General features: G+C 54.5%; 22 protein-coding genes. 13 read left to right on the plus strand and 9 right to left on the minus strand.

Translation table 11 applies throughout. The features are described 5' to 3' along the window. The first annotated feature begins 45 nt into the window (after window positions 1–45). The 6 genes from BUA28_RS07330 to mnhG are packed head-to-tail and all read left to right on the plus strand — an operon-like array spanning window position 46 to window position 6112. Window positions 46–2994 carry a monovalent cation/H+ antiporter subunit A gene (locus tag BUA28_RS07330; RefSeq protein ID WP_072767459.1) on the plus strand — a complete coding sequence of 983 codons (2949 nt, stop codon included), beginning with the start codon at window positions 46–48 and terminating at the stop codon, window positions 2992–2994. Further along, complete coding sequence (locus BUA28_RS07335) at window positions 2994–3338, plus strand: Na+/H+ antiporter subunit C (RefSeq protein WP_072767460.1); 345 nt, start codon at window positions 2994–2996, stop codon at window positions 3336–3338. The genes BUA28_RS07330 and BUA28_RS07335 overlap by 1 nt, the downstream gene beginning before the upstream one ends. After that, window positions 3335–4978 carry a monovalent cation/H+ antiporter subunit D gene (locus tag BUA28_RS07340; RefSeq protein ID WP_072767461.1) on the plus strand — a complete coding sequence of 548 codons (1644 nt, stop codon included), beginning with the start codon at window positions 3335–3337 and terminating at the stop codon, window positions 4976–4978. The genes BUA28_RS07335 and BUA28_RS07340 overlap by 4 nt, the downstream gene beginning before the upstream one ends. Continuing rightward, entirely contained in the window at window positions 4975–5463 is a 489-nt protein-coding gene (locus tag BUA28_RS07345; protein ID WP_072767462.1) for a Na+/H+ antiporter subunit E, read from the plus strand. Before BUA28_RS07340 ends, BUA28_RS07345 begins: the two co-directional genes overlap by 4 nt. Next, a complete protein-coding gene (locus BUA28_RS07350) occupies window positions 5460–5741 on the plus strand; it encodes a K+/H+ antiporter subunit F (protein WP_072767463.1) in 282 nt (93 codons plus the stop codon). The genes BUA28_RS07345 and BUA28_RS07350 overlap by 4 nt, the downstream gene beginning before the upstream one ends. Then, window positions 5738–6112, plus strand: a complete 375-nt coding sequence (gene mnhG, locus BUA28_RS07355; RefSeq protein WP_072767464.1) for a monovalent cation/H(+) antiporter subunit G — start codon at window positions 5738–5740, stop codon at window positions 6110–6112. Before BUA28_RS07350 ends, mnhG begins: the two co-directional genes overlap by 4 nt. 44 nt (window positions 6113–6156) lie before the next feature. Here mnhG and BUA28_RS07360 read toward each other — a convergent pair whose 3' ends face one another. After that, window positions 6157–6480: a hypothetical protein gene (locus BUA28_RS07360; RefSeq protein ID WP_072767465.1), complete on the minus strand. Its 324-nt coding sequence runs from the start codon at window positions 6478–6480 to the stop codon at window positions 6157–6159. Window positions 6481–6695: 215 nt separating this feature from the next. Between BUA28_RS07360 and BUA28_RS07365 the strand changes: the two genes are divergently transcribed. Together BUA28_RS07365 and BUA28_RS07370 are read left to right on the plus strand one after the other, a co-directional pair. Then, window positions 6696–7706, plus strand: a complete 1011-nt coding sequence (locus tag BUA28_RS07365; RefSeq protein WP_072767466.1) for a zinc-dependent alcohol dehydrogenase family protein — start codon at window positions 6696–6698, stop codon at window positions 7704–7706. 28 nt (window positions 7707–7734) lie between these two features. Beyond that, a complete protein-coding gene (locus tag BUA28_RS07370) occupies window positions 7735–9009 on the plus strand; it encodes an NAD(P)/FAD-dependent oxidoreductase (RefSeq protein ID WP_072767467.1) in 1275 nt (424 codons plus the stop codon). Window positions 9010–9046: 37 nt separating this feature from the next. Here the strand turns inward: BUA28_RS07370 and BUA28_RS07375 are convergent, their stop codons facing one another. Further along, complete coding sequence (locus BUA28_RS07375) at window positions 9047–9601, minus strand: NADPH-dependent FMN reductase (RefSeq protein WP_072767468.1); 555 nt, start codon at window positions 9599–9601, stop codon at window positions 9047–9049. Window positions 9602–9906: 305 nt separating this feature from the next. Here BUA28_RS07375 and BUA28_RS07380 point away from each other — a divergent pair, with 305 nt between their 5' ends. The 4 genes from BUA28_RS07380 to BUA28_RS15840 all read left to right on the plus strand — a co-directional run bounded on the left by BUA28_RS07380 (window position 9907) and on the right by BUA28_RS15840 (window position 12392). Next, complete coding sequence (locus BUA28_RS07380; protein ID WP_072767469.1) at window positions 9907–10503, plus strand: polysaccharide deacetylase family protein; 597 nt, start codon at window positions 9907–9909, stop codon at window positions 10501–10503. Then, the gene (locus tag BUA28_RS07385) at window positions 10503–11000 is read left to right on the plus strand and encodes a hypothetical protein (protein WP_072767470.1); all 498 of its coding nucleotides are present in this window, start codon (window positions 10503–10505) and stop codon (window positions 10998–11000) included. The genes BUA28_RS07380 and BUA28_RS07385 overlap by 1 nt, the downstream gene beginning before the upstream one ends. 672 nt (window positions 11001–11672) lie before the next feature. Beyond that, window positions 11673–12161: a hypothetical protein gene (locus BUA28_RS07395; RefSeq protein ID WP_072767472.1), complete on the plus strand. Its 489-nt coding sequence runs from the start codon at window positions 11673–11675 to the stop codon at window positions 12159–12161. A gap of 66 nt (window positions 12162–12227) precedes the next feature. Continuing rightward, the gene (locus BUA28_RS15840) at window positions 12228–12392 is read left to right on the plus strand and encodes an SRPBCC family protein (RefSeq protein WP_176767795.1); all 165 of its coding nucleotides are present in this window, start codon (window positions 12228–12230) and stop codon (window positions 12390–12392) included. Window positions 12393–12465: 73 nt separating this feature from the next. Here the strand turns inward: BUA28_RS15840 and BUA28_RS07405 are convergent, their stop codons facing one another. Further along, window positions 12466–13656 (minus strand): hypothetical protein, encoded by a 1191-nt coding sequence (locus BUA28_RS07405; protein ID WP_072767474.1) that lies wholly within the window; start codon window positions 13654–13656, stop codon window positions 12466–12468. A gap of 76 nt (window positions 13657–13732) precedes the next feature. After that, window positions 13733–16942 (minus strand): hypothetical protein, encoded by a 3210-nt coding sequence (locus tag BUA28_RS07410; protein ID WP_072767475.1) that lies wholly within the window; start codon window positions 16940–16942, stop codon window positions 13733–13735. Between the two features lie 478 nt (window positions 16943–17420). Here BUA28_RS07410 and BUA28_RS07415 point away from each other — a divergent pair, with 478 nt between their 5' ends. After that, complete coding sequence (locus tag BUA28_RS07415) at window positions 17421–17651, plus strand: hypothetical protein (RefSeq protein WP_072767476.1); 231 nt, start codon at window positions 17421–17423, stop codon at window positions 17649–17651. A gap of 362 nt (window positions 17652–18013) precedes the next feature. On the opposite strand, the gene BUA28_RS07420 is transcribed toward BUA28_RS07415, so the two are convergent. From BUA28_RS07420 to BUA28_RS07440, 5 genes are all read right to left on the minus strand, one after another. Continuing rightward, window positions 18014–18247, minus strand: a complete 234-nt coding sequence (locus BUA28_RS07420) for a hypothetical protein (RefSeq protein ID WP_072767477.1) — start codon at window positions 18245–18247, stop codon at window positions 18014–18016. Between the two features lie 210 nt (window positions 18248–18457). After that, entirely contained in the window at window positions 18458–18790 is a 333-nt protein-coding gene (locus tag BUA28_RS07425) for a DUF190 domain-containing protein (protein WP_072767478.1), read from the minus strand. Window positions 18791–18893: 103 nt separating this feature from the next. Further along, a complete protein-coding gene (crcB, locus tag BUA28_RS07430; RefSeq protein ID WP_072767479.1) occupies window positions 18894–19280 on the minus strand; it encodes a fluoride efflux transporter CrcB in 387 nt (128 codons plus the stop codon). Between the two features lie 16 nt (window positions 19281–19296). Continuing rightward, entirely contained in the window at window positions 19297–20319 is a 1023-nt protein-coding gene (locus tag BUA28_RS07435) for a class I fructose-bisphosphate aldolase (protein ID WP_072767480.1), read from the minus strand. Between the two features lie 77 nt (window positions 20320–20396). Beyond that, complete coding sequence (locus BUA28_RS07440; RefSeq protein WP_072767481.1) at window positions 20397–22550, minus strand: hypothetical protein; 2154 nt, start codon at window positions 22548–22550, stop codon at window positions 20397–20399. Window positions 22551–22678: the final 128 nt, after the last annotated feature.

Genomic DNA, 22678 nt, shown 5'->3' on the forward strand with positions numbered 1-22678 from the left:
GCCCTCGGGTTTGCACCGTTATTCCTGGGAGCAATAACAATACTCATGTCACCAATCTGGATTGTCATCCTGCCTTTTGCCGGCAGCCTCTGCGCGGCATTCCTGCCGTCTCACGCACGCAATGCGGCGGTATGGCTCGCGGGCGCGGTTGCGGTTGCCTGCGTCACGCTGACGTTTCAGCTCTACCCGCAGGTGGCCAGCGAGGGCGTGGTGCGCGCAGTCTTGCCCTGGGTGCCGGAACTGGGCCTGGATTTTACGTTTCGCGTAGATGGTTTCGCCTGGCTGTTTGCCATGCTGGTGTCCGTGATGGGGGCGCTGGTCATACTGTACGCGCGCTACTACATGGCGGCGCAAGATCCCGTGCCGCGCTTTTTCGCGTTCTTTCTGGCTTTCATGGGCGCCATGCTAGGGGTTGTGCTCTCGGGTAATCTCATTCAGCTAGTGGTTTTCTGGGAACTGACCAGCCTGACGTCGTTCATGCTCATCGCTTACTGGTACCACCGGGTGGATGCGCGCCGTGGCGCCCGCATGGCACTCACCGTGACAGCGGCCGGTGGTTTATGCCTGCTTGCGGGCATGCTGATACTGGGGCATATCGTCGGCAGTTATGACCTGGATGTAGTGCTGGCTTCTGGCGACCTCATCCGCGCGGATGTATGGTATCTGCCGGCGCTGGTCCTGGTCGCGCTGGGTGCACTCACCAAAAGCGCCCAGTTTCCGTTTCACTTCTGGCTACCGCACGCGATGGCGGCGCCGACGCCGGTATCCGTTTACCTTCATTCGGCGACCATGGTCAAGGCAGGAGTATTTCTACTGGTGCGGCTCTGGCCTGTGCTCGCCGGTACGCAAGCCTGGTTCTGGATCATTGGTACCTCGGGTCTCATTACGCTTGTGTTGGGCGCCTATGCGGCGATTTTCCAGCGGGACATGAAGGGTGTGCTGGCGTATTCGACTATCAGCCATCTGGGGCTGATCACGCTGCTGCTGGGTCTGAACAGCTCGCTGGCATTGATCGCGGCTATTTTTCACATCATGAATCATGCGACGTTCAAAGCGTCGCTATTCATGGCGGCCGGTATGGTCGACCACGAGACCGGCACGCGAGACCTTACGCGACTGAGCGGGTTGTATCGCGCCATGCCCATCACTGCGACGCTGGCCATGGTTGCAGCGGCATCGATGGCGGGTGTCCCGCTGCTCAATGGTTTCCTTTCAAAAGAAATGTTCTTCGCGGAAACGATGTTTGTCAGCGGCCACGCGGTCACACGTATTGGCTTGCCCGTGCTGGCTGTGATCTGGGGAATATTCAGCGTTGCTTATTCGTTGCGTTTTATCCTGCAGGTATTTTTCGGGCCGCCTGCACAGGATTTACCAAGAAAGCCGCACGAGCCGCCACGCTGGATGCTGCTGCCCAGCGCACTGCTTGTACTGGCTTGCCTGGTGGTCGGCATGTTTCCAGCCGCGACCATGGGGCCTTTCCTGGATACGGCGGCCCGTTCGGTGTTGGGCGCATACATGCCGTCCTATAGCCTGGCCGTCTGGCATGGGCTGAATCTCCCGCTGGTGATGAGCCTGGTGGCAATGGTTGTCGGAACCGGGCTCTATCTGGCGCTCGGCAAATACCAGCAGGGCGCGGCGGTAGTACCGCTGATCAACCGCTTCGACGGCAGGCGCCTTTTTGAATTTACGATCCAGAAGCTCGATGGAGTGGCGGCCTGGCTGATGCGGTGGCTTTCAACAGAACGTTTGCAAGTCCAGTTGCTGCTCCTGATTTGCGCGGTGTTCGCCATTGCATTGATCCCCTTGCACAAGGGGCTGCCGGCGGGCAATATGGCCGGGTCGGCGTTCCAGCCGGCATTCGCGCTGCTGTGGTTGGTGGGCGCGGCGTGCGCAATCGGTGCAGCGACTCAGGCCAAATACCATCGTCTTGCTGCGCTTAGCCTTGCAGGTGGCGCGGGGCTCGCCACAGCCATGACATTCGTCTGGTTTTCGGCGCCCGACCTGGCCCTGACGCAACTGGTTGTAGAGGTTGTGACGGTTGTCCTGATCCTGCTTGGCCTGCGCTGGCTTCCGCCCCGGTACGCCTGGATCGATGATGCACTGGATTCATTTGGGGCACGGGTGCGAGCGCGTAGCCGGCGCCTGCGGGACCTGGCGCTTGCAAGCATTGCCGGCGCCAGCCTGGCCATGTTGAGCTATGCGGTACTGACGCGGCAGGCTGGAAAAGGAATCTCCCATTTCTTCATCGAAAATTCGTTGCCGCTGGGCGGCGGCTCCAACGTGATCAATGTGATACTCGTCGACTTCCGAGGTTTCGATACGCTGGGTGAAATTACGGTGGTTGGAATCGTTGCGCTGACTGTGTTCGCTCTGCTGCGCCGGTTCCGCCCCGCGCCAGAGAGCATGGAACCGCCGCAGCAGCAGCGCGAGCAGGATGCGCAGACGGGCATTGCCGCGCCCGACCCGCATGCGCCGCTGCCGCCGGGCCCGATGATGGTGCCGGGTACGCTCGTTCAGCTACTGCTGCCCGTTGCGGGCATGGTATCGGTATTTTTTCTGCTGCGCGGGCATAATGAGCCCGGCGGCGGGTTCGTGGGCGGGCTCATCATGGCGACGGCAATTATTCTGCAATACCTCGTCGGCGGCACGGCCTGGGCGGAGTCGCGCACGCGTATTCGCCCGCATTACTGGATCGGGGCAGGACTTTTGTGCGCGGCGGGCGCGGGTTTATCGGCATGGGTGGCAACACGTCCCTTTCTCTCCGCCCTGGCGTGGCACGGAACGTTGCCGGTAATCGGCGAACTGCATCTTTCCACGGTACTGTTGTTCGACCTGGGCGTCTATTTTCTGGTGATCGGATCAACGGTGCTGATCCTGGTGGCGCTCGCGCACCAATCGTTACGGGCCCATCGGAAAAGCGCGGCCCAGGCACGGCCCGAGGCGGCCACGGTCAGCGTGGCAGCGCTTCCTGCACAGGCGGGACCGGAGGCTTGATGGAAATTGTCTACGCTCTTGCGATTGGCGTGCTGACCGGATCTGGCGTATGGCTGCTGCTGCGGCCGCGTACCTTTCAGGTCATTATCGGGTTCTCACTGCTGTCTTACGCGGTCAATCTGTTCATTTTTGGCATGGGGCGACTGGCTGTCCATCTCCCGCCTATCATTGCCACGCTCGACCCCGACCCATCGCTCTTTGACGATCCTGTGCCCCAGGCGCTGGTGCTGACAGCAATCGTGATCAGTTTTGCCACGACGGCACTGTTTCTGGTTGTTTTGCTCGCATCCAGGGGCTTGACCGGCACGGATCACGTCGATGGCGAGGAGGAGCCTGAACCGTGAGCTGGCTACAGCATTTGCCGGTATTACCGGTAGTCATACCGCTCGTCGCCGGAGCGGTAATGTTGCTGTTTGCCGAATCCCGGCGCACCACCCGCACGTTCATCGCACTCAGCGCCACGCTGGCAAACCTCACGGTGGCTGCCTTGCTCGTATATATGGCCAATCGCGGCATGCCGGAGATTTGGCCGGGAGGAATCGCGGTATATCTGCTAGGCGGCTGGGAAGCGCCGTTTGGTATCGTGCTGGTGGCGGATCGCCTGTCGGCTGTGATGCTGATGCTGACCGCGGTATTGGCACTGGCATCGCTGGTATATGCGCTGGCGCGCTGGAAACGGATGGGGCCTCATTTCCAGTCACTGTTCCAGTTTTTGATCATGGGCGTGAATGGCGCTTTTCTCACCGGCGACCTGTTCAACCTGTTCGTGTTTGTCGAAGTGTTGCTGGCTGCGTCGTACGGTTTGCTCCTGCATGGTCTGGGCGCTGCTCGCGTCAAGGCAGGCTTGCATTACATCGCCATTAATCTGGCGGCTTCGCTTGTTTTTCTGATCGGTGTATCGCTGATTTATGGTGCAAGCGGAACACTGAACATGGCGGATCTGGCCGTGCGCGTGCCGGGACTGGACGACGGCGACCGTATTTTATTCGAAGCGGGTGCTGCGATCCTCGGTGTGGCATTTCTGGTCAAGGCTGGCGCATGGCCATTGAACTTCTGGCTGCCCGCGGCTTATGGCGCTGCGGCGGCGCCGGTGGCGGCGGCCTTTTCAATCCTGACCAAAGTAGGGATTTATGCGCTGCTGCGATTGGGGTCGCTGCTGTCTGTCTCGGGCGCACCTGCGCCGTTTAACGATGGGTGGCTGTTCGGCATCGGCATGGTCACGCTTGCACTCGGTACCGCAGGCATGCTCAGCGTACAGCAACCACAGCGGTTGGCTGCGTATTGTGTCATCGTGTCAGCCGGCACGCTATTGGCGGCGCTTGGGTTGGGGGGAGAGGGGATGAAAGGCGCGGCGATGTTTTATTTGGTCAGTTCTGTGTTGGCGACCGGCGCTTTTTTCATGCTGAGCGAAATGATCGAGCGTACCCAGCGATTTGGCGACAACGCGATAGACGTGTCGCTGGAATCATTCGGCCTCGACGATCCGCTCGACCCTGCCCGTCCGGATGAAGTGGTGGGTATTGTGCTACCCGCAGCCATGGCGTTTCTGGGCCTGAGCTTCGTATCGTGTGCGCTGCTGGTAACGGGATTGCCGCCGCTATCCGGCTTCGTCGGCAAATTCATGATTCTTTCGGCCGCGCTGGGAACCGCGCCGCTCGAGACTGTGTCGGCCTCGACCTGGGCGTTATGGGCAGCGATATTAGGGTCCGGGCTGGCCGGCATCATTGCATTGTGCAGAATGGGCATGCGCCTGTTCTGGAGTTCGGATGAGATCGTTACGCCGCGGCTGCATCTGACCGAAGCCGCCCCGGTGGCCATGTTGCTGCTGCTGAGCATGGGGCTCACGGCGGGAGCCGGGCCGGCTGCCAATTATCTCGCACTTACCGAGATTTCGTTGTCGTCACCGCAAGTATATATTGATGCCGTGCTGGGGAACGGCCTTTTATCATCCCCGTCATTTGGGACTGGGGAACCTGAGCGATGAAAAGATGGCCATCTCTGTCGCTGTTTACGATAGTTCTGTTCGCGATCTGGCTCCTGCTCAATGATTCGCTGGCGCCGGGCCAGATCGTGCTGGGCCTCGCCATGACGATAACTGTCTCCCTTGCGACTGCTGCAATGCTGCGATCGCGCGCGCGTCCCGGTCACCTCCTGGTTGCGGTCAAGCTGATGTTCGTTGTGTTGCTTGATATCACCCTCTCCAATATCGCGGTTGCACGTATTATTTTCGGGTCGGCGAAAGCACGCTCGAATTCCGGCTTCATGCAAATCCCTATTGATATGCGCGATCCGTATGGGCTCGCCACGCTTGCCTGTATAGTGACTGCGACACCTGGCACCATCTGGGCGGGACTGGCGCCGGATGGTGCTGCCTTGACGATCCATGTCCTCGACCTGCAAGATGAGGAGGCCTGGGTCCGTACGATCAAAGACCGTTATGAACGCCCCCTGATGGAGATTTTCGAATGAATACCCTGCTACCCTGGGCCCTGTCCTTCGCGCTGATTGCTTTTGCACTGGCCATGATTTGCGCGGCTATCCGGCTACTGCGTGGGCCGGCTGCGGAAGATCGCGTGCTGGCGCTGGATACGCTCTATGTTAATTCCATGCTGACTGTGCTGACGCTCGGCATCCAGTTCGGGTCCAGAATATATTTCGATATTGCCCTGCTGATTGCGCTGTTCGGCTTTGTCGGTTCGGCAGCCATGGCAAAATTTCTGCTGCGCGGAGAGGTAATCGAGTCATGATGACAACGGATATTCCCGTATGGGCGGATGTGCTGGCTTCCTTGCTGCTGATCTCGGGCGCGGTGCTCGCGCTGACGGGCTCCTTCGGCCTGCTCAGGCTGCCTGATCTGTTTTCGCGGATACATGCGCCTACCATGGGCAATACGCTCGGCCTCGGTTGCGTATTGCTGGCATCGATATTGATCGCTTCCTTGCATGCGCAACGGTTCGTCTTTCAGGAACTGCTGATTTCGCTATTTGTCGTAACGACATCTCCGGTGACCTCGATGCTGCTCATACGGGCGGGAATATACCGGGACCGCAGAGATGCGCGCAAAAATGCGATGGGCCAGCCGAGTGAGGCGCTCAAGCAAATCCAGCGGATGCAATAATGCCGCGAGTCGGATTGAAGCTCAAGCGCAACCAGGCTTAAGCTTCATTGACGCAGCCAATAGGTTATGCCGCCGAAATCAACGGGACGGAAGGGTACTTCACCCGTATTCGCCGTACCCCGTAGCGTTTGTACGGCTTTTTTATATTCCTCCAGATAACTGTCGCGAACCAGGTCCGAGCCCGGTTCATAGGTCGAAACCGTGGCGGCGGCTTCAACGTTTCTCTCCAGTATTTTCAGCGCCTTCAGCTCTTTTGAATATTCATCGGAACAGTGGTAATTCAGTTCCTGTTCCAGCCGTTTGATACGCGTGAACAATTCCTTGGTAGTAATTATGTTTTCGGTGTTGATGATGGCCCTGGATTCCATGGATTTGTTTTTCCTTGTTCATCAAAAGACAAAGACGGTGTCGAGCGTTTTTTGATCGGGGGCCCGCATGGGCAAGTGATCTCTTCGAATCCGTGAGGATGCCTGACCTCGCGAGTGTCGTTTAGTTGTTTGCAACCTGATAAAGTATATACGCTACAACCACAAAAACGTTCTTTCCATCTCAACCTGTTCCAAGCTTCGACAGGAGAAACAACATGACCAACAAGGCCATTTACGTGCAGCCAGGCGGGGGGTTTGATCGTGTAACGCTGGGCACAAGCGATCCTTTACCGCCGAAACCGGGCGAGATCACGGTCCGCATCCAGGCGAGTTCGCTTAATTATCATGATTACGCAGTGGTCAGCGGGATGTGGGCCCCCTCCGTTGCGCGTATCCCCATGTCGGATGGAGCGGGAGAGGTTGTCGCGACGGGTGAGGGCGTGACTGAATTCGCGTCGGGTGATCATGTCGTCAGTACTTTCTGTCCGGTGTGGCTGGACGGTGAGCCTGAGATTGATGATATGAGCACCGTTCCAGGCGATGGCATCGATGGTTTTGCGCGCCAGCAGGTAACCATGCCTGCCACTGCGTTCACCCGTGCGCCCAAGGGATATAGCCACGCCGAGGCGGCCACGCTTACCTGCGCGGGATTGACAGCCTGGCGCGCATTGATGGTGGATGGCGCGTTGAAGCCCGGCGAGACCGTGTTGATCCAGGGCACCGGCGGCGTTTCGGTATTTGCTTTGCAATTCGCCAGGATGGCGGGCGCGACGGTAATCGCCACCTCATCCAGCGATGAGAAGCTTGGCCGGCTGGAAGCGCTAGGCGCAGACTACCTGATCAACTATCGGAAAGACCAGAATTGGGGCGACTCGGTGCGCCGCTTGACGGCGGGTCGCGGGGTTGATCATGTCATAGAGGTAGGCGGACCTTCGACATTGGCGCAATCCATGGTAGCGGCACGCATCGGTGGGCACATCGCGATCATCGGCATCCTCTCCGGCGTGACGGGAACGCTGCCGTTGCTCCCGGTTCTCACGCGCCAGTTGTGCCTCAAGGGACTGGTCGTCGGCAGCCGCCGCCAACAGATGGAAATGATCCGCGCCATTGATGCTAATGGAATGCGCCCGATGATCGATCGGCATTTTCCGTTGGAACAACTTGTGGAGGCTTTCCGCTATCAGGAATCCAACCGGCACTTCGGTAAGATATGTCTTGATATTTGAGCTTCCTGTCATTCTCGGCATATAAAAAATGCAAAAAGAAGTTGTCATCATCGGCGGCGGCTTTGCAGGGCTTAACCTGGTGAAGCACCTGGCTGAAGAACCCGGTTTTCATGTCATGCTAGTCGATATGAATAATTACAACTTCTTTCCGCCGCTTTTGTATCAGGTTGCGACGGGTTTTCTTGAGGTATCCAATATCTGTTATCCATTTCGCAAATTCTTTCATGGCAGAAGGAACGTAAGTTTCCGTCTGGGCGACCTGCAAAAGGTTATTGCGGAAGACAACAAGGTTCTTTTGTCTACCGGAGAGCTGTCTTATGATTATCTTGTTCTCGCCACGGGCACGGAGACTAACTATTTTGGAATGGAAAATATCCGCAAGGCAGCCCTACCGATGAAAACAGTGGATGATGCAATAGAAATCCGCAACGACATGATCCAGAAAATGGAGGAGGCAACGGTTGCCGCCGCCGGAGCGCAAAAGGTGCCGCTCTCGGTCGTCATCGCGGGTGGCGGACCCACCGGGGTTGAAATTGCGGGAATGTTCGCGGAGATGCGCGAGAATATCCTGCAAAAGGATTATCCGGAATTGGCCGGCCACGAAGTAGATATCTACCTTGTCGATGCATCACCCGGGTTGCTGACCTCGATGAGCGAAAAATCGCAGCAATATGCTTATGACCGGCTGGTTGAAATGGGCGTGAAAGTACAGCTGAACAAACTGGTGAAGGATTATGTAAACAATGCCGTCCTCTTTGCCGATGGCGAAACGATCAAGACCCGAATCCTGCTCTGGACCGCGGGGGTAACCGCAAAAGTGTTCGAAGGCGTTCCGCCGGATTGCTATGGTCGCGGCAACCGGCTTCTAGTGGACGAGCATAACAGGGTGAAGGGCATCTCGAATATCTATGCTATCGGCGATACTTGCCTGATGGTTACCGACGGGAATTTTCCGCAGGGGCACCCGCAATTGGCGCAGGTAGCGCTTCAGCAGGGTAAAAACCTGGCCGGCAACCTGCTCGCCGTACTTTATGGCAGACCATTAAAGTCGTTTTTCTATCATGACAAGGGTTCGATGGCCATAATCGGGCGAAATAAAGCCGTGGCAGACCTTCCCAAGCCCGAAATCCACTTCAACGGCTGGGCTGCCTGGATGACATGGCTGTTCATTCATCTTTTTTCCTTGATTACCTATCGAAACAGGATAATGACCTTGTTCAACTGGGGAGTCGCTTACTTTACCAAGGATCAATCGTTGAGGATGATCATCAGGCCAGCGGCAAGTCCCGGGCGCGAGGAGTAGTCCAAGCAAAAGCGCTTCAACCATAAAAACTGGTTTATCAGTCGGCCAGCTTTTTCACCCAGGCAACATAGTGGTCCATCCAGTTTTGCAGGAATTTTCTCGTATCTTCAATCCCGATGCCTCCGTTCTCGTCGAACAATCCTTCTTTCACATGGATAAACGCTTCAGGCTGGCCGAGCGTCGGTACATCCAGGTAAGCGAGGGTATTGCGCAGGTGCTGTTGGGCCATGGCTGTGCCCGCCGCGCCAATGGAGGCACCCATCACGCCCGCGGGTTTTCCGGCCCAGGCATTCTCCCCGTAGGGACGCGAGGCGTGATCAATCGCGTTCTTGAGCACACCCGGCATCGAACGATTGTATTCGGGCGTGACGAACAGAAGCCCGTGGGCATTCGTAATTTCGCTCTTCAATCGCTTGACTGAGTCCGCCTGGTTTCCATCGTCGTCCTGATTGTAGAGCGGCAGATCGCCGATTTGGGATTGTTTGAAAGTAAGCTCCGGCGGAGCCAGTCGCATCACTGCAGCAGCCAGTTTGCGGTTGAACGAATCATGGCGAAGGCTGCCGATCACTATGGCAATGCGATATTGGCTCATGTGAGATTTCCTTATAAAAAATTGCAGAAAATGAATATACGTGTTTCGCGTTCAGCAACCATACCTGGGAGACACCTCGAATATACCAAACTTGACTAGCTGCCAGCGTTGATCTAATAGTTAAAAAGGCTATCCAATGATAACGTTCTTTGTATCCATAACATAGCAGCAAAAAAATCACGGCTTCATTCGGCCGCACTCCAGCGGGCGGCACCGGCGCAGGAGCAATACCTGGATTCAGGAACAGATGAGCCAGTGGCATGGCCAGGGTTGCGTTAATCATTCATCTTATCGGGAGAATTAGAATGCTGGGTGATGAAAAATCGGTAGTACTGTCGTTCGACGACGGGCCAGCGCCCCTGGCAGCACTTGAAAGCATCCTGCAGACGCTACGACAGGAGGAAATCAAGGCGGAGTTTTATGTTCTGGGCGACGAGGTAAGGCAATATCCCGAAGCGGCAAGAATGATTGTCGATCAGGGGCATGACATTCAGAACCATTCCTGGAGCCATTCAGATCTTGAACGGGCGTCGGAACAAAGCGTGCGCAGTGAACTGGAACGCACCCAAAACATAATCGAGAAAACGACCGGCATAACGCCGACTAAAATCCGTCCGCCATACGGGGCGGGGGGATTCCGTGGTCACCTCGATCCGGAGTTGGTCGAGGTGGCACGGGATCTATCCCTGGCCATCGTAACCTGGGACATCGATACCGAGGATTGGAAAACCCCTCAAGGTCTGGGACCGGAAAAAATAAACAATATCGAGAGTCAGTTCGAGCAACAGCCGCGTAGGGAATCCTTCAGTATTCTCATGCATGTGCAAGCGGGGACTGCCAGGGACCTGCCGGCTTTTATCTCCCGGCTGAGGGAATGGGGATTTACCATTGCGGAACCGTAATGGACCCCAGTGACGAGTGTCGGCGGGCGCATCATGGGCGCCGGGATGACGCCTTCTGCGGCTCCGCATTGTTGTCATTGTTGTCTATGCTGTCATCAAGCCCGGTGATCGCGGCTGGGCAGGAAAACCGGGAATATGATTGCAGGCCGGATATCAAATATGAGTGCACCATAGACCAGTGCGAAAAGATAGTCAGCGATTTCCAGCATGCCGAGTGGTTCGCCTACAGCACGGCAACCGGCGAGTTATCAGCTTGCCTATGGACGAACTGCTACGCAGCCAAGGCGACTGTATTCAGGGATCCGGCCTCGGGTAACCTTACGGCGATCGGTAAGCTCATACCAACTGCGCATCCCGGAAATGAGCCGATAATCGTTTCATTGACAATCGATTCCGGAAATAACGACGATACCCGCAACTTTACCGCTGTCTGGGGGTATCGTAACGAGGGGTTGACGTTTGACATGGGCAAGTGCGCGCTTCGAAAATCTCGCTGAGGCCGGTCAGCCCCTAATTTACTTACAACGTGCGCGTTTTGCTGTAGGGTCGAATGTCCGGCCTTGGGGGTTTCCTGGCTCGCGTAAGGCTTCCCTTTTCGCTCGCGCAAGCTTTCGGAGTTGTAGTTCCCGCACGCGTGCGCGCGCAAGAATGGGCACAGGAACATCAAGATGAACTCATGGAGGATTGGGAATTATGCCAACGCATGCATTCACCAAAAAAGATATCGCCGCTTCCATAGTACCGCCAATACAAATAGGCGGAACACCGTGGGACGTAATGGCCGTCAATAACCGACCTGCATGAGAGTGCGTTGCGTTTCACGGATAAGGTGGAGAACGGGTATGTTTTACCCAGCCATTCCGGGGGAGTCTGTTAACTGTCCCACGTAAAGCGGAATCGTTAGTCCTAACGCGCTACTAGTGGCGGCAATGGCACTAGCAACCTCGTTCGTATGAACTATACTTCGGTGTCAGCGGTGCTAAGAAACCGGTTAAAAACGAAATGAAGCGGGGCCTGGATCAGGTTTAACGCCACTCATTTTAGTTACTCGCATTAAGGAGGAATTGTCCGAGTTGATGTCTCGTTGTGCGAGAAAAATTTCTCACTCTTTAAATCGCTTCTAGTAACGTTTCCCTGCAAGTGTCCAACTAAAGATTGAGGAGACTGAAATGGAAGAATACGAACCTGAGTTTACAATTACCATCACATATGACAACTTCCTCACCCGTTTCGATTTAGATGAAATCCTGTCTTGGATTGACACGCTAATCGAAGATGAGCTTTTGTCCAGGTGGCACCCTCATTTATGCCTGCCCTCGTTCTATTTATTTCCCCTTCGGAAAGCCTCGGAACTTTCTTTCATAGGAATTAGGTCCACCGATAAAGGTGCCCTCACGCTGAACGTTGCCTTTAGCACTGCAGTGGCGGTTTATGTCGGACGCCGTTTCAAACCAAGTGTGGGTAAGAGTTTTTTAGCTGATCAGCTTGACCTTACGGGGGGGGTTGCCAACGGCGTGATTGAGCCCGTCATGACGAGAATAAACGAGTGGGCTACGCAATATGTGCCGAAACAACGGGAGTTGGGGGGGCAAGTTACCGATATTCAAGTAAAGAGGTGCCACGTTAAACGAAAGAACGGAAATTCGAAAACGGTATAGCAGTAACGATACGATTGCATCGTATAAAACCTCATGGCTGGGTGCGTTCACAAGCGAGAAGGCTGCGTGGAATTTAACTTGGACGGGTCCGCCACGCGTCGCAGGCTAACCGAGCAGTTGGCCTACCTTGACGGGCGCTACGACCTGGATGAGCGCATCCCAAAAACGGGAACATACATTCCAGAAAACGACCGCTTCGAGCGCCCTCCTGCGCATTATCGCCCAAACTGAACGGTTGCGACTTGCTTCGTGGCGCCGGCTTCCACTCGGAAGCTGGAAATGCCAGGCCTGATCAGTATTCGAGCTACCCCTCTCCAGCGGCTTTCTTGCCGAGATAGGCAGCCTGACCCAAGCCGAATATGGAAAGCATGGTTGCGTCGACATCAGGCATCGTGACGAAACGGCGGAACTCGATGTGCTCCATGAATTCGACCGCAGATATAGCGTAGATAATGACTGCCAGGATTGTAATTGCCACCATCTGGAAATCGCCCAGGTCGGTTTTATTGTTGTCATCAGTGATGAGGTCGGTTGCTCTCGGTGCAATGGCAGTAGTTTTCATGTCGGGCTTGCCTTCGACCTTTCCTGTTGTAATCGCCTTGGCAGCAGCAAAGGTGAGTACGCTGATGCCGGAAAGGATGAGCAGGTTGGGCGGAATATCTACTCCGCCCACATAAGTCCAGCCGGCTGCCGCGATGCGGTGCGACACGATAGCTATATACGCGCTGATTACGAGCGTAAACCAGAGAACGGTCTGGAATTTCGAACTGCTGTAACGATTGTCCGTTCCGAGAAATAATGCTGTTGGATGGCCCTTCGTAAAAATGAAAGCGATAACCCAAAGTGATATCAGCGCACCGATGAGCGAGAACCATCGCGTGCCACGGCCGACCGGCTTGCTCTGCCATTCAAGAGATTTAACGTGATTGATTCCCTCCATGGCGTCGACGCTTCCATCGCGCACGAATGTTGCATTGATCCCGTCTCCGGGGCGCATCGCAGAAACAAGGGGCTGGAATTGCTTGTCTACCTGGAGCGGTATATTGATCTCATTCTCCGGCTTATCCGGCTGCCGAGTCCGCACGACGAGCCACGACATATCGATGGCGATTTCCTTTATCGTGCCACCAATGGTTCTACCGACTGCTTTGATTTCACCTTTGAGGATGTTGCCCTTGGAAGTATGTTCATAGGTCAGTTTGATCAGGTCGCCGGTTTTGAGCTCAGCAATTGAAGCCTCCTTTTCCTCGGTAAAAAACTGGCGTATCTCGCCGCTCATCGATTTTACCTCCAGCGGCATTACCTGAATAACAATGCCCTCGAAATTTAGTGGATTAGCACCAGGCGGGGAGGGTGTTTTTTCATCCTGTTGCTGTTGCTTGGCATTCTCGTTGACAACGGCTGGTTGGGGCGGGACCTGCGGCGGCTCCTGCGCAAAAGCGTGCGGCACGAGCAGCAGAAAAGCAAGGGTATAGGAAAGTTTTTTGCCAGGCATATCAATAAAGTCCTGTATTGGGCGACTGTTGCTTGTGCGACTGCAACTGCAACCGCAAAACATTATTTCATTCGCTTCAGAAACCGGTTGCAAGATACTCCAGCAATAGCGCGAGTCCAAATCCACCTGAAGGCAGGGCTATCGCTGCCCCGAAGAACGGATGCTGCGTAAAGGGTAGGAAGGCTCCCCTCTGGTTGTTTTTGATTGCGCGAATCGCCCACTCAATCTGTTGCCTCTGCTTTATTTCGTCCGGTGTTTGACCGGGTAGCTGGATAAGTTTGCTTTCAAGGCGCTTGATGGCCTCTCGTTTGGCTATCTCGGCGGATTTTCGCAATGCCATGCTGTTGACAAAAATAAGTGTCGCGTTGAGCGTAAAAATAATGACGAGTGCAAGGGGGAAGTCCCAATTGTCAAGGTAGTTGTAACGTGCAATACCTAAAAGAAACATGACGATGAAAGGGAAATAGATGAAATTGCCGATGACGGTTGTGCGCTCCGCGATCAATTCAATGCCTAGCCATTCGTCCAGATTCTCTTTGCCGATGCCGCGCTCGCCAGCTATTTTTGCCAAGGTGCCATCAGGCCATCGTACTTTACGCATGGCAATGCAGTTGACCCATCTACGGCAGAGCCGCGTGGCATCTATTACATAGAATATCAGGAGCATCATCGCTGTTACGCTCATGACGATGAGCGCGTCATTTATCGCGAAACAGCTCGAACCCCGACATGGCGTATTGGGAAAACCGAATAGCACCATCATCAGCCAGGCAACGCACAAAGCGACAGCTACCTGCGGCAAGCCCCTCATGCTGAAATTTTTCAATTCACCCATTATCGTGTATTCGCGCCAGAGACGAGTGGCATCGATCTGGCCTGCGGTATGCGGGCGCCACATATATAATCCTAAAGAGCGGCGAATGGCCCGAGTGAGCAACCCTGCTAAAGAATGTGCGCGGCCAAGTTCATCTCCGGACTTATCTTTGTCCTTGCCGTTTTTTTCTTCGAAGGCGAATTCGCGTGTCAGAATGTTTTCGTTACCTTTCATCTTTTGCCGCGAATACCAGAGAAAGAGCAAGCTCGTAACCAAAGCAAGCAGGCGAATTGCCGCCGTTGGCCATGCGCTGATTCCCTCGGTCAACGCAAGCGGCTCGTTCTCAGCAGCAGGCGGCATTCCTTCCACCAGGTCGAAAATTACCACGACCACGACGGCGAGGCCCAGCCAAAACAATATGTTTGAACCAAGTCGGAGGAAAATATCTGCCGCCGCGCTGCTGATCAGCATGATGCCCATAATAAATATAACAGCCATGGCGACTGCTACCGCCAGCCATTTCAGATTCTGCCGTGTATTGAAATAGGTATTCATATCTGGCCGCACTGGATGGATGCTTGCGTAATTGGGCAGGTGGGGGTGGGTGGTACTGATGTCAAAAGCGCCGTGCCGCCCGATTTCATACAATCTCGGCCCTGTGTTCCTCAGGGAATTCTTTGGCTCCGGTTTTTTATTCATATCCGCGCTCAGCTGGACGCAATCCGGGCAGTTCGCCTTATCAGCAACAGCAACGACGTACTCCAACGCCATCAGAGCGGAATAAAACAACGATGTCTGGTAACTGTCGCGGAAAGGCGGAATGGGTGTTTGCAGCTCAGGTTGAAGTTCCAGCCCGAAGTGCGAAGCGATGATGAGATTGCGGGTCGACTTCCACTGGGCAGGAAAGGCCAGCCTGGCGTTAAGATCGGTCGTAAAAAAAATAGCGGTTGGAAACCTGTCACGTAAAGCTTGCAAAATCAAAAGCTTATCATACACATCACCACCCAGCACGCCGATTGCGCTGAATTTCCCATTCTTTGCTTCCTCTTGCTTCAAGGCCGTAGCCAGCCTGACGACATAATCCAGCTGGCTGCGGCCTTCAGGCCTTTGGCCGACATTTTTCTCGACACCCTGAGGCTGGTTTCCGAACCACGCCTGACCTTTTACCTGAGCCTGTGCATTGGCTTTATCGTCCCCCTTATCGTAGCCCTTCGCCGGCAGTTCACCGTCAAGTCCTGCCAGGTATGAGTGTCGTGAGATCCACTCGGGCCAGTCATCTCCGAGCAGTTTGTCAATTTCAGCTTCCAATGCCGGGTTGGCCTCGCCAGAACCGTTGTTCATCGCAACCGCGGCAAACGTGCGCGGCAGCGCACGTCCATAAAGGGTATCCCATTCGGAAATCAGCGCGACTTTAGGATTGCAATCTTTACCTGGGCAAGGTTTCAAATCCACTCGGCGGCGCTTTAGCTCTTGCAGAAGCTGCTCCGCAAGCACGGCATCCGTGTCGATGGTCCTGGTAAAGTTTTTGATTCCTGCGCAGTCGAATATTTCCTCGGTGGTTCTTCGCGACTCTTCTTTATTCTCAGGATCAGCGGAATGGTCCAACAAGAAAATATCCTTCGCTGTTGCCCAAGGAGAATAGAAACGCGTGTCTTTCAATTCGCTGAAGTGTGGGTTCGAGGCTGAACACCGGTGGCCGGACGGTGACGACTCGTCTCTAGACTCCCTATCCATTTCCTTCAGCATGGCGCTCAGGCCGGTGGAAAACCGGGGTCCCAGCACGCTATACGTCGAGGTTACATGAGGTGCGCCGGTTTTAAGCGCCTCATTGAATTCGGTTAGGAGCTCATTCAGAGACCTGAGTGGTTTCTGGCTGAAGTCCTGATCTTTTAACCATAAAACTAGAACGTAAGGCCGATTTTGCTCATTCTGCATTTTCGACTTGGGAATGAACAATTCAACCGGAACTGTCAAGGCGGTTGTGCTTGCCGTCATGTCCTGACGAGTCCATTCGAAAAACCGGATATATTCACCTGATTCAGGTACGTATCCCGCAGCTCCCAAAGCCGATACGACGGCATAACGATCGTTCAGCCGCGACTCGGCGCTACTGGAATAGGGGCTTCCATCGACAAATACCGGCACGACGCGAAGCCCGGATGAAATTCCCGATTCTGCAATGACCTTGATGAGGCCGGAAAGCGGGTAGGGAAGCTTCGCTTTATGGCTCGACATTTCCGGATTTTGTTTCTCGCTAAGCCGATGCGCTTCGACTGCTTCGAATGGGTCCTGCCAAAGGCGCGACTGTACAGTTCCCTTTTCCGCGAATATATGACTTGCGGTGTCCTTGTGGATCGGCCGGGAAGTCTGGAGTGACATTTGCTGATAGATGAAGAAGCTGCTTATCATCGAGATCAACGCAAATATTCCCGCTAGCGGCAGCTTGGCTTTTTCGTCTTGTTGTTCCGCCATATCGTAAGCCTTTCGTTGGCGCTGCCCGGTTAAACCTAAGCATTCGAGGCGGTGATCTGAATGGAAGAGTTCACTTATTTATAGCATAAACGCCTAAAAAAACCCCATAAGAACCATAAAGCAAAACCCACTAAGGACCATAAAGCGGAAAGTTTATCCCTCATCAACCTGAAAATCGACGCAGACCTGCAGCAAGGCGACGTTTTAAATAGGCGAGGCGCTCCATTTAATGATGTCCGGTTATGTCCATGACTACTGCAAGCTTTGCAGCCCTCTCCAATACCTTTTTATCTTTCTGTGTGCGCCTGGGTTGTACTTCAGTCCAATTGGCGGCGCGTCCAGAACGAGTAATATTCAGCTGGGGAACAGCTAGCGGAATTCAATGCCGGCTTTTCCCTTGCAGCAAACGCCACGGGCCCGGCAGCAGTGATCCTGCTCCGGGTCTTTTTTCTCGACTCATCAATGCAGTTCCTAATATATGCGGGAAAAAGTAACTGTGCGCGTAAAAATCATCATCGTGGCGCTCATCATCGGCCTGGTATGGAGAGGAGAGCGTATTACCAGTGAAGAGGGCAGCAGAGTTATGCCTCCGGAGGCCTTATCCTTGCCGGAGGGGAGTGACAAGCAGGTTTACGTCCGCGCCGCTACCCCCGACGGACTTCTGGACACTTCCAGGTCCCTGGAAATTGCGCCAACAACTCGTCACTAGTCAACAGCAGCGCCAATGACGCAACGCGTCCTTCCGCTGTCCTTACCCATCCCGTTCTTGAAAAGGCGAACTTCATAACTATGTGCGTGAGCGTACGGAAGCCCCGGCGATTTGAGTAGCATTGCAAAGCGATTGTAGAGTCTGCCAGCATCCCGAAGACGCGCAAAGCAGCATTATGCGAAATGAAGAAGGAAGAACTGCTTCGCGCGATTGTGGATAACGTCGGCAAGCGCAAGACGGCGGATTGTGCCACAAGTTGCATGGTAGGTCGGGCTCCGCCCGACATCGTTATTTGGTTCCCGGGCATAGCCCGGTCTACTCGTTATATGGGGGTCGGTCGTCAACTCAGCATCGTTCCCGTCTTATTCGCCAAAAGGTCCGCCGTCATTTTCGCTTTCGGCAATGCCCCAATCGGGAGGATAGACACCGGCGGCAACGAAACGGTGAAATGTCGAATAAGGCCATTCCGCTGCCCATCTGGCTAAGCCGTGTGTTTCACAGGCAGTGAAGCGCCAAAGGCAATGCAGGTGATCGGGCAATGATACCCTGGCATCGATATGAAACGGATGTTCCTTACTGATTCGCGCCTCGCGCAATTGATTGCTCAGGATCGCAAAAATGCATCAGTTGTAAATTGACCAGGCGCCGGGTAGGTCGGGCTCCGCCCGACGATCGAAAAAACATGTCGGGCGAAGCCCGACCTACCGGTTGTACGCGCATCCACCAGAGAACCAGTTTTGGTTAACCTGCTGTAATGCAACGGAAATTGTGGATATGAAAGACCGCCATCGGTTCAACCGGTCTTCTTACTTCGGCAAAAACCCGTACTCGACCGGGAATTTGACGTAAAAAAGGTCCAGGTTTTCCGCCTGCAGCAAATCCAGGAAGCGCCTTGCTTCCTCTTCGCTCGCGACAAAGCTAACTTCCACCGGCAGGTCTGCCGCGAGCTCGAGAAAAGTTTCTTCGTGCAATACCCCGTGCCGCCCAAAGCCCGCTAACGCGCGCATCGCGGTGCCGCCATGCAAGCCGCTTTTTTTGGCGCGCTCCAGCAACCATTCGTATAGCAGAATACCATTATGTTCCCGATATTCGCTGACAAAGAATTTGAGAAAGGTGCCTTTTGTGTCGTCCCCCCTCATTTTCTTTCTCCCGTCATTTCGCTTTCGCGGTTGAATTCAGCCAGAGCCCGAACCGACACTGCGCAGCTTAAGCAGGCTAATCGGGCCAAGCGGGTCAAGCGGGTTAATGTTGCGCCAGCCATTTGACCGTCATGATTCCAAGCACTGTCATCGCCAGCGAGCCGGCCAGATGTGAAAAAATAATGAGACAAGCCCAGGCATATTGCTCGCGCAACAGCAGGTTGACTGTTTCAGCAGAAAAAGTGGAGAAGGTGGTCAATCCGCCGAGAAAACCGGTAAGGGCAAACAGCCGTGCTTCGGGCGGCAGCATCGTATTGTGATGAAAATACTCGACCACAACGCCGACAAGATAGCCGCCGGTGAGGTTCGCCATTAAAGTGCCGAGGGGAAGGGTGGGAAATACCGGATTTAATGCCATGCCAAACCACCAGCGTAGCCATGCGCCCAGCGCCGCACCTGCGCCCACCGCCGTTATCGCGTAGATACCCATTTTATTGTTATGCAGGTTAACTGCTTTCCATTACCCGGCTATATAATCCTTCGCGAGCCAGACCATTCAGTTGGCAGCGCTTGAAGAAAGTTCGTTGTGCTGCGGCAACGTTGCCTTCCTGCCCCTTCCAGGCGGTTAAAACCGGCGCTTGCAACGCGCGCCCGTAGGAGAAGCTGAGTTGCCAAGGGTGATGGGCGTCCTTTGTATTCATCGCGTTGAGATGATCGGTTGCTTCTTCCGCGCTTTGACCACCCGACAAGAATACGATTCCAGGAACCGCGGCGGGCACGTAGCTGCGCATGCAACGGATAGTTGCCGCTGCAACCTGTTGCGGACTGGCCTGTTGCAGGCATTTCATCCCTGAAATCACCATATTCGGCTTGAGCAGCATCCCCTCGAACCGCACGCCGTGCGCGTCAAGCTCCCCAAATAAAATTTCAAGCATTTGTGAGGTGGCTGCCTCGCACCGGTCGATAGTGTGGGCGCCGTCCATGAGTATTTCGGGCTCGACAATCGGAACAATGCCAGCTTCCTGGCAAAGGGCGGCATAACGCGCCAGTGCATGGGCATTCGCATGAATCGCGTATGTCGAAGGCAGGTCCTGCTCATTGATTTCCATCACAGCCCGCCATTTGGCAAACCTTGCCCCGAGCTGTTTGTACTCTGCAAGCCGGTCGCGCAACCCATCTAGTCCTTCGGTGACCTTGTCACCGGGACACAATGCCAGCGCTTTTGCGCCTTTATCCACCTTGATGCCCGGTATGATCCCCCGGCTCGATAGCAATTCAGCAAAAGGCGTACCATCGCGCGTGCTCTGGCGCAATGTTTCATCAAAAAGAATGACGCCGCTAATGTAGCGCTCGATACCATCCGCAGTGAAAAGTATTTCCCGGTATCGCCGGCGGTTTTCTTCAGTGGATTCAAGCGCGATCGAATCAAAGCGTTTCTTGATAGTCGGGTTGCTTTCATCCGCCGCCAGAATACCCTTCTGTTTCGCAACGATAGCGTCGGCCACCGACTTGAGTTCGTCAGTATTCATAAGCGCTTATTCTCCTGTAAAGCTGAAGATTCACATCGAAGCCAGAAACATTCACGGGTAATGTCGCTCCAGCCTGATTATTTGACTGGAGGCGCCCCGAAAAAGCCCATTTGCCACACGACGATCAGGGCGACGATGATTCCCGCAATCAACATATAAAACGGCCACACCGGTTTTTTTTCCGCATATGGATCGGCCAGCGAGCGACGCGAACCTTCCGGCAAACGAGCAAGCTTGGTCAACGAGGTGCCAAATGGAATATTGATGCGTGCGCGCGCGTTGATCGCCCAGCCGTTTGCATCCAGCACGGGACCAAGGTTGCGTTTCTTCAACTTGAACCACGCTACAATCATAGCCGGGCCGGAAATCAATAACATCAAACCGATTATCGCCAAAGGTATTTGCCAGAATTGCAGTCCCAATATTCCACTGACCAGTGAAGCCAGTATGCCGCCGATAGCGCCGAGCGCCAGCCCTATCGCCGCAAAAATCCCGGCAAATTTGCCTACATCGAAAGGCGGCTTGGATGTTGGCGGCGGAGGAGGCGCACCCGGAGTGACGGGGGGAGTAGGCACCGCCGCGGCAACGAGCAGCTTCTCATCCGATGCAGCCGCTTTCGATGCGGCCATCTTCTGCAATTGATCACTGATAAATTTGCTCAGTTTTTTATATGGTGACCAGAACGCCTGACGGATACTGATCGAATGGTCCAGGATTCGCACAATAGTGGCATCCCAGTCCTGGCCCTTTCGATCATAGAAAATACCGTTTCGTCCCACCATCAGGAAATCGGAGTCGCCGGCGGTAAAGGCAGCGGCAATGCTCATCTTCTCCGTGCCGCCTTTGCGTACACAATCGCAATACGCGAGATACAGGCCACTCGTATTTGCAAACTCAGCATGTTTGCCTATATCGTCAACCCTTACGCACAGCTCGCAGCTGCGTCCGTCCAGGTACAGTGTGCCTACCTGGAATAGCGCCTTATCTCTCCCCGTATAAAAGCTGCGAAACGATACGAAGTTATTCACGAGATTAAATAAATCACGTTTATAGCGCAGCAGTTTTTCCACCGAGCGGATCGCATTTACTTCGCTTTCCACCGCTTTATCCCGTTTAATCAAATCATCGATTGCTTCCTTGTGCTTGCTGCGGGAGATCTCGCCTAGGCGTTCCTTGCCGAGCTGCTCGGCACAACAGGCTGGCTTGGCGGACTGCCATTTTTCAAATGCGTCGAATTTGGTGCAAAGGGTGGCCCACTCCGACGCGAGCAATTTTTCCTTATCGCCGAATACCGGCACAATGGTACGCTCGCGCAACGCGTCTATCTGTTTTTGCCAGGCGGGATTGAGGCCGGAAATCAGCGGGAGGGGTTTGTCCGGTTCCACTGTCGCAAGCGGAAAACTTGCGATGTCGGTGTTTTTTGCCGATAACGTTTGTGCGGCAATGCCCTCATAATCCTCGGTGGAGCGGCTTAGCGGGACGGCTGCGCGCACATCATAAGCGGCCATCTGGCAACGCGTGAAGTAGTCATCGACCTTTTCTTTGACGGCATGGAAGGCATCAGCCGCGGCTTGTGTCTTGTCACCCAGAAATTGAATATCGGCATCGGCGTCACCCTTAACGCCCCAGTCCGAAAAAATGGCGACTTCTGCAAAAAACGCATCATTGATTTCCTGATTGAGGCCCGCATTCCCGCTCACATCCATTACTGAGCCGCGACACTTCATGATGTCTTCGATCGTTTTGCGCAACCCTGCATCCTTAATCTGGCTGGCGGGAACCACGCCATCGCCATTGAATTCCAGACCGGCAACAAATTTCTCGATGTCAGCCATATCCGCCAGTGAAATCTCTGCCGCATCTGGCTTGCCTAGCGTTTTCAGAATGTATTGTGCTGACGCAAGCACCCGTTGTCCTTCTTCGCTACTATCATCTATATCAGCGAGAGCCACCCGATCCGACCCTTCTACCAACAGGTCTGAATTCCTCAGTAAACCGCCCGCCCACGCGATAGCTGCCAGCACTTCATTCGCATGCACGTGCGCATCTGCATCATGATCGATCAAATCCAGCGTTTTAGTGTCGAATTCTATCCCACGTGTGGGGCAGCTCAACGCTACCCACAACTTCTGATCCAATCCTTTTAGTGCCAGCAAATCCGCACCATTATCGATTTGTACCTGATCGAATCCACCCGCGCGGAAAAATTTCCATGTATATGAGGGACTCATGATTTATCCTTTGTATTATTGGAATTTGCAGGGCTATTTAACGTGTTATAGATGCACTACTCGAGCAATGCAAGAAGAACCTTGCCACGACAGGACTATGGATCCGCTCTCGGGAATTCCACGAGGCG

Source organism: Nitrosospira sp. Nsp11, from assembly GCF_900142705.1.
Classification (GTDB): Bacteria; Pseudomonadota; Gammaproteobacteria; order Burkholderiales; family Nitrosomonadaceae; genus Nitrosospira.

Coding starts and splice junctions, on each gene's coding strand:
- BUA28_RS07415 (WP_072767476.1), top strand. CDS start 17,421: ATGCGGGAAAAAGTAACTGTGCGCGTAAAAATCATCATCGTGGCGCTC.
- BUA28_RS07365 (WP_072767466.1), top strand. CDS start 6,696: ATGACCAACAAGGCCATTTACGTGCAGCCAGGCGGGGGGTTTGATCGT.
- BUA28_RS07410 (WP_072767475.1), bottom strand. CDS start 16,942: ATGGCGGAACAACAAGACGAAAAAGCCAAGCTGCCGCTAGCGGGAATA.
- BUA28_RS07440 (WP_072767481.1), bottom strand. CDS start 22,550: ATGAGTCCCTCATATACATGGAAATTTTTCCGCGCGGGTGGATTCGAT.
- BUA28_RS07335 (WP_072767460.1), top strand. CDS start 2,994: ATGGAAATTGTCTACGCTCTTGCGATTGGCGTGCTGACCGGATCTGGC.
- BUA28_RS07330 (WP_072767459.1), top strand. CDS start 46: ATGTCACCAATCTGGATTGTCATCCTGCCTTTTGCCGGCAGCCTCTGC.
- BUA28_RS07370 (WP_072767467.1), top strand. CDS start 7,735: ATGCAAAAAGAAGTTGTCATCATCGGCGGCGGCTTTGCAGGGCTTAAC.
- BUA28_RS07350 (WP_072767463.1), top strand. CDS start 5,460: ATGAATACCCTGCTACCCTGGGCCCTGTCCTTCGCGCTGATTGCTTTT.
- BUA28_RS07375 (WP_072767468.1), bottom strand. CDS start 9,601: ATGAGCCAATATCGCATTGCCATAGTGATCGGCAGCCTTCGCCATGAT.
- mnhG (WP_072767464.1), top strand. CDS start 5,738: ATGATGACAACGGATATTCCCGTATGGGCGGATGTGCTGGCTTCCTTG.
- BUA28_RS07395 (WP_072767472.1), top strand. CDS start 11,673: ATGGAAGAATACGAACCTGAGTTTACAATTACCATCACATATGACAAC.
- BUA28_RS07385 (WP_072767470.1), top strand. CDS start 10,503: ATGGACCCCAGTGACGAGTGTCGGCGGGCGCATCATGGGCGCCGGGAT.
- BUA28_RS07380 (WP_072767469.1), top strand. CDS start 9,907: ATGCTGGGTGATGAAAAATCGGTAGTACTGTCGTTCGACGACGGGCCA.
- crcB (WP_072767479.1), bottom strand. CDS start 19,280: ATGGGTATCTACGCGATAACGGCGGTGGGCGCAGGTGCGGCGCTGGGC.
- BUA28_RS07405 (WP_072767474.1), bottom strand. CDS start 13,656: ATGCCTGGCAAAAAACTTTCCTATACCCTTGCTTTTCTGCTGCTCGTG.
- BUA28_RS07425 (WP_072767478.1), bottom strand. CDS start 18,790: ATGAGGGGGGACGACACAAAAGGCACCTTTCTCAAATTCTTTGTCAGC.
- BUA28_RS07360 (WP_072767465.1), bottom strand. CDS start 6,480: ATGGAATCCAGGGCCATCATCAACACCGAAAACATAATTACTACCAAG.
- BUA28_RS07345 (WP_072767462.1), top strand. CDS start 4,975: ATGAAAAGATGGCCATCTCTGTCGCTGTTTACGATAGTTCTGTTCGCG.
- BUA28_RS07435 (WP_072767480.1), bottom strand. CDS start 20,319: ATGAATACTGACGAACTCAAGTCGGTGGCCGACGCTATCGTTGCGAAA.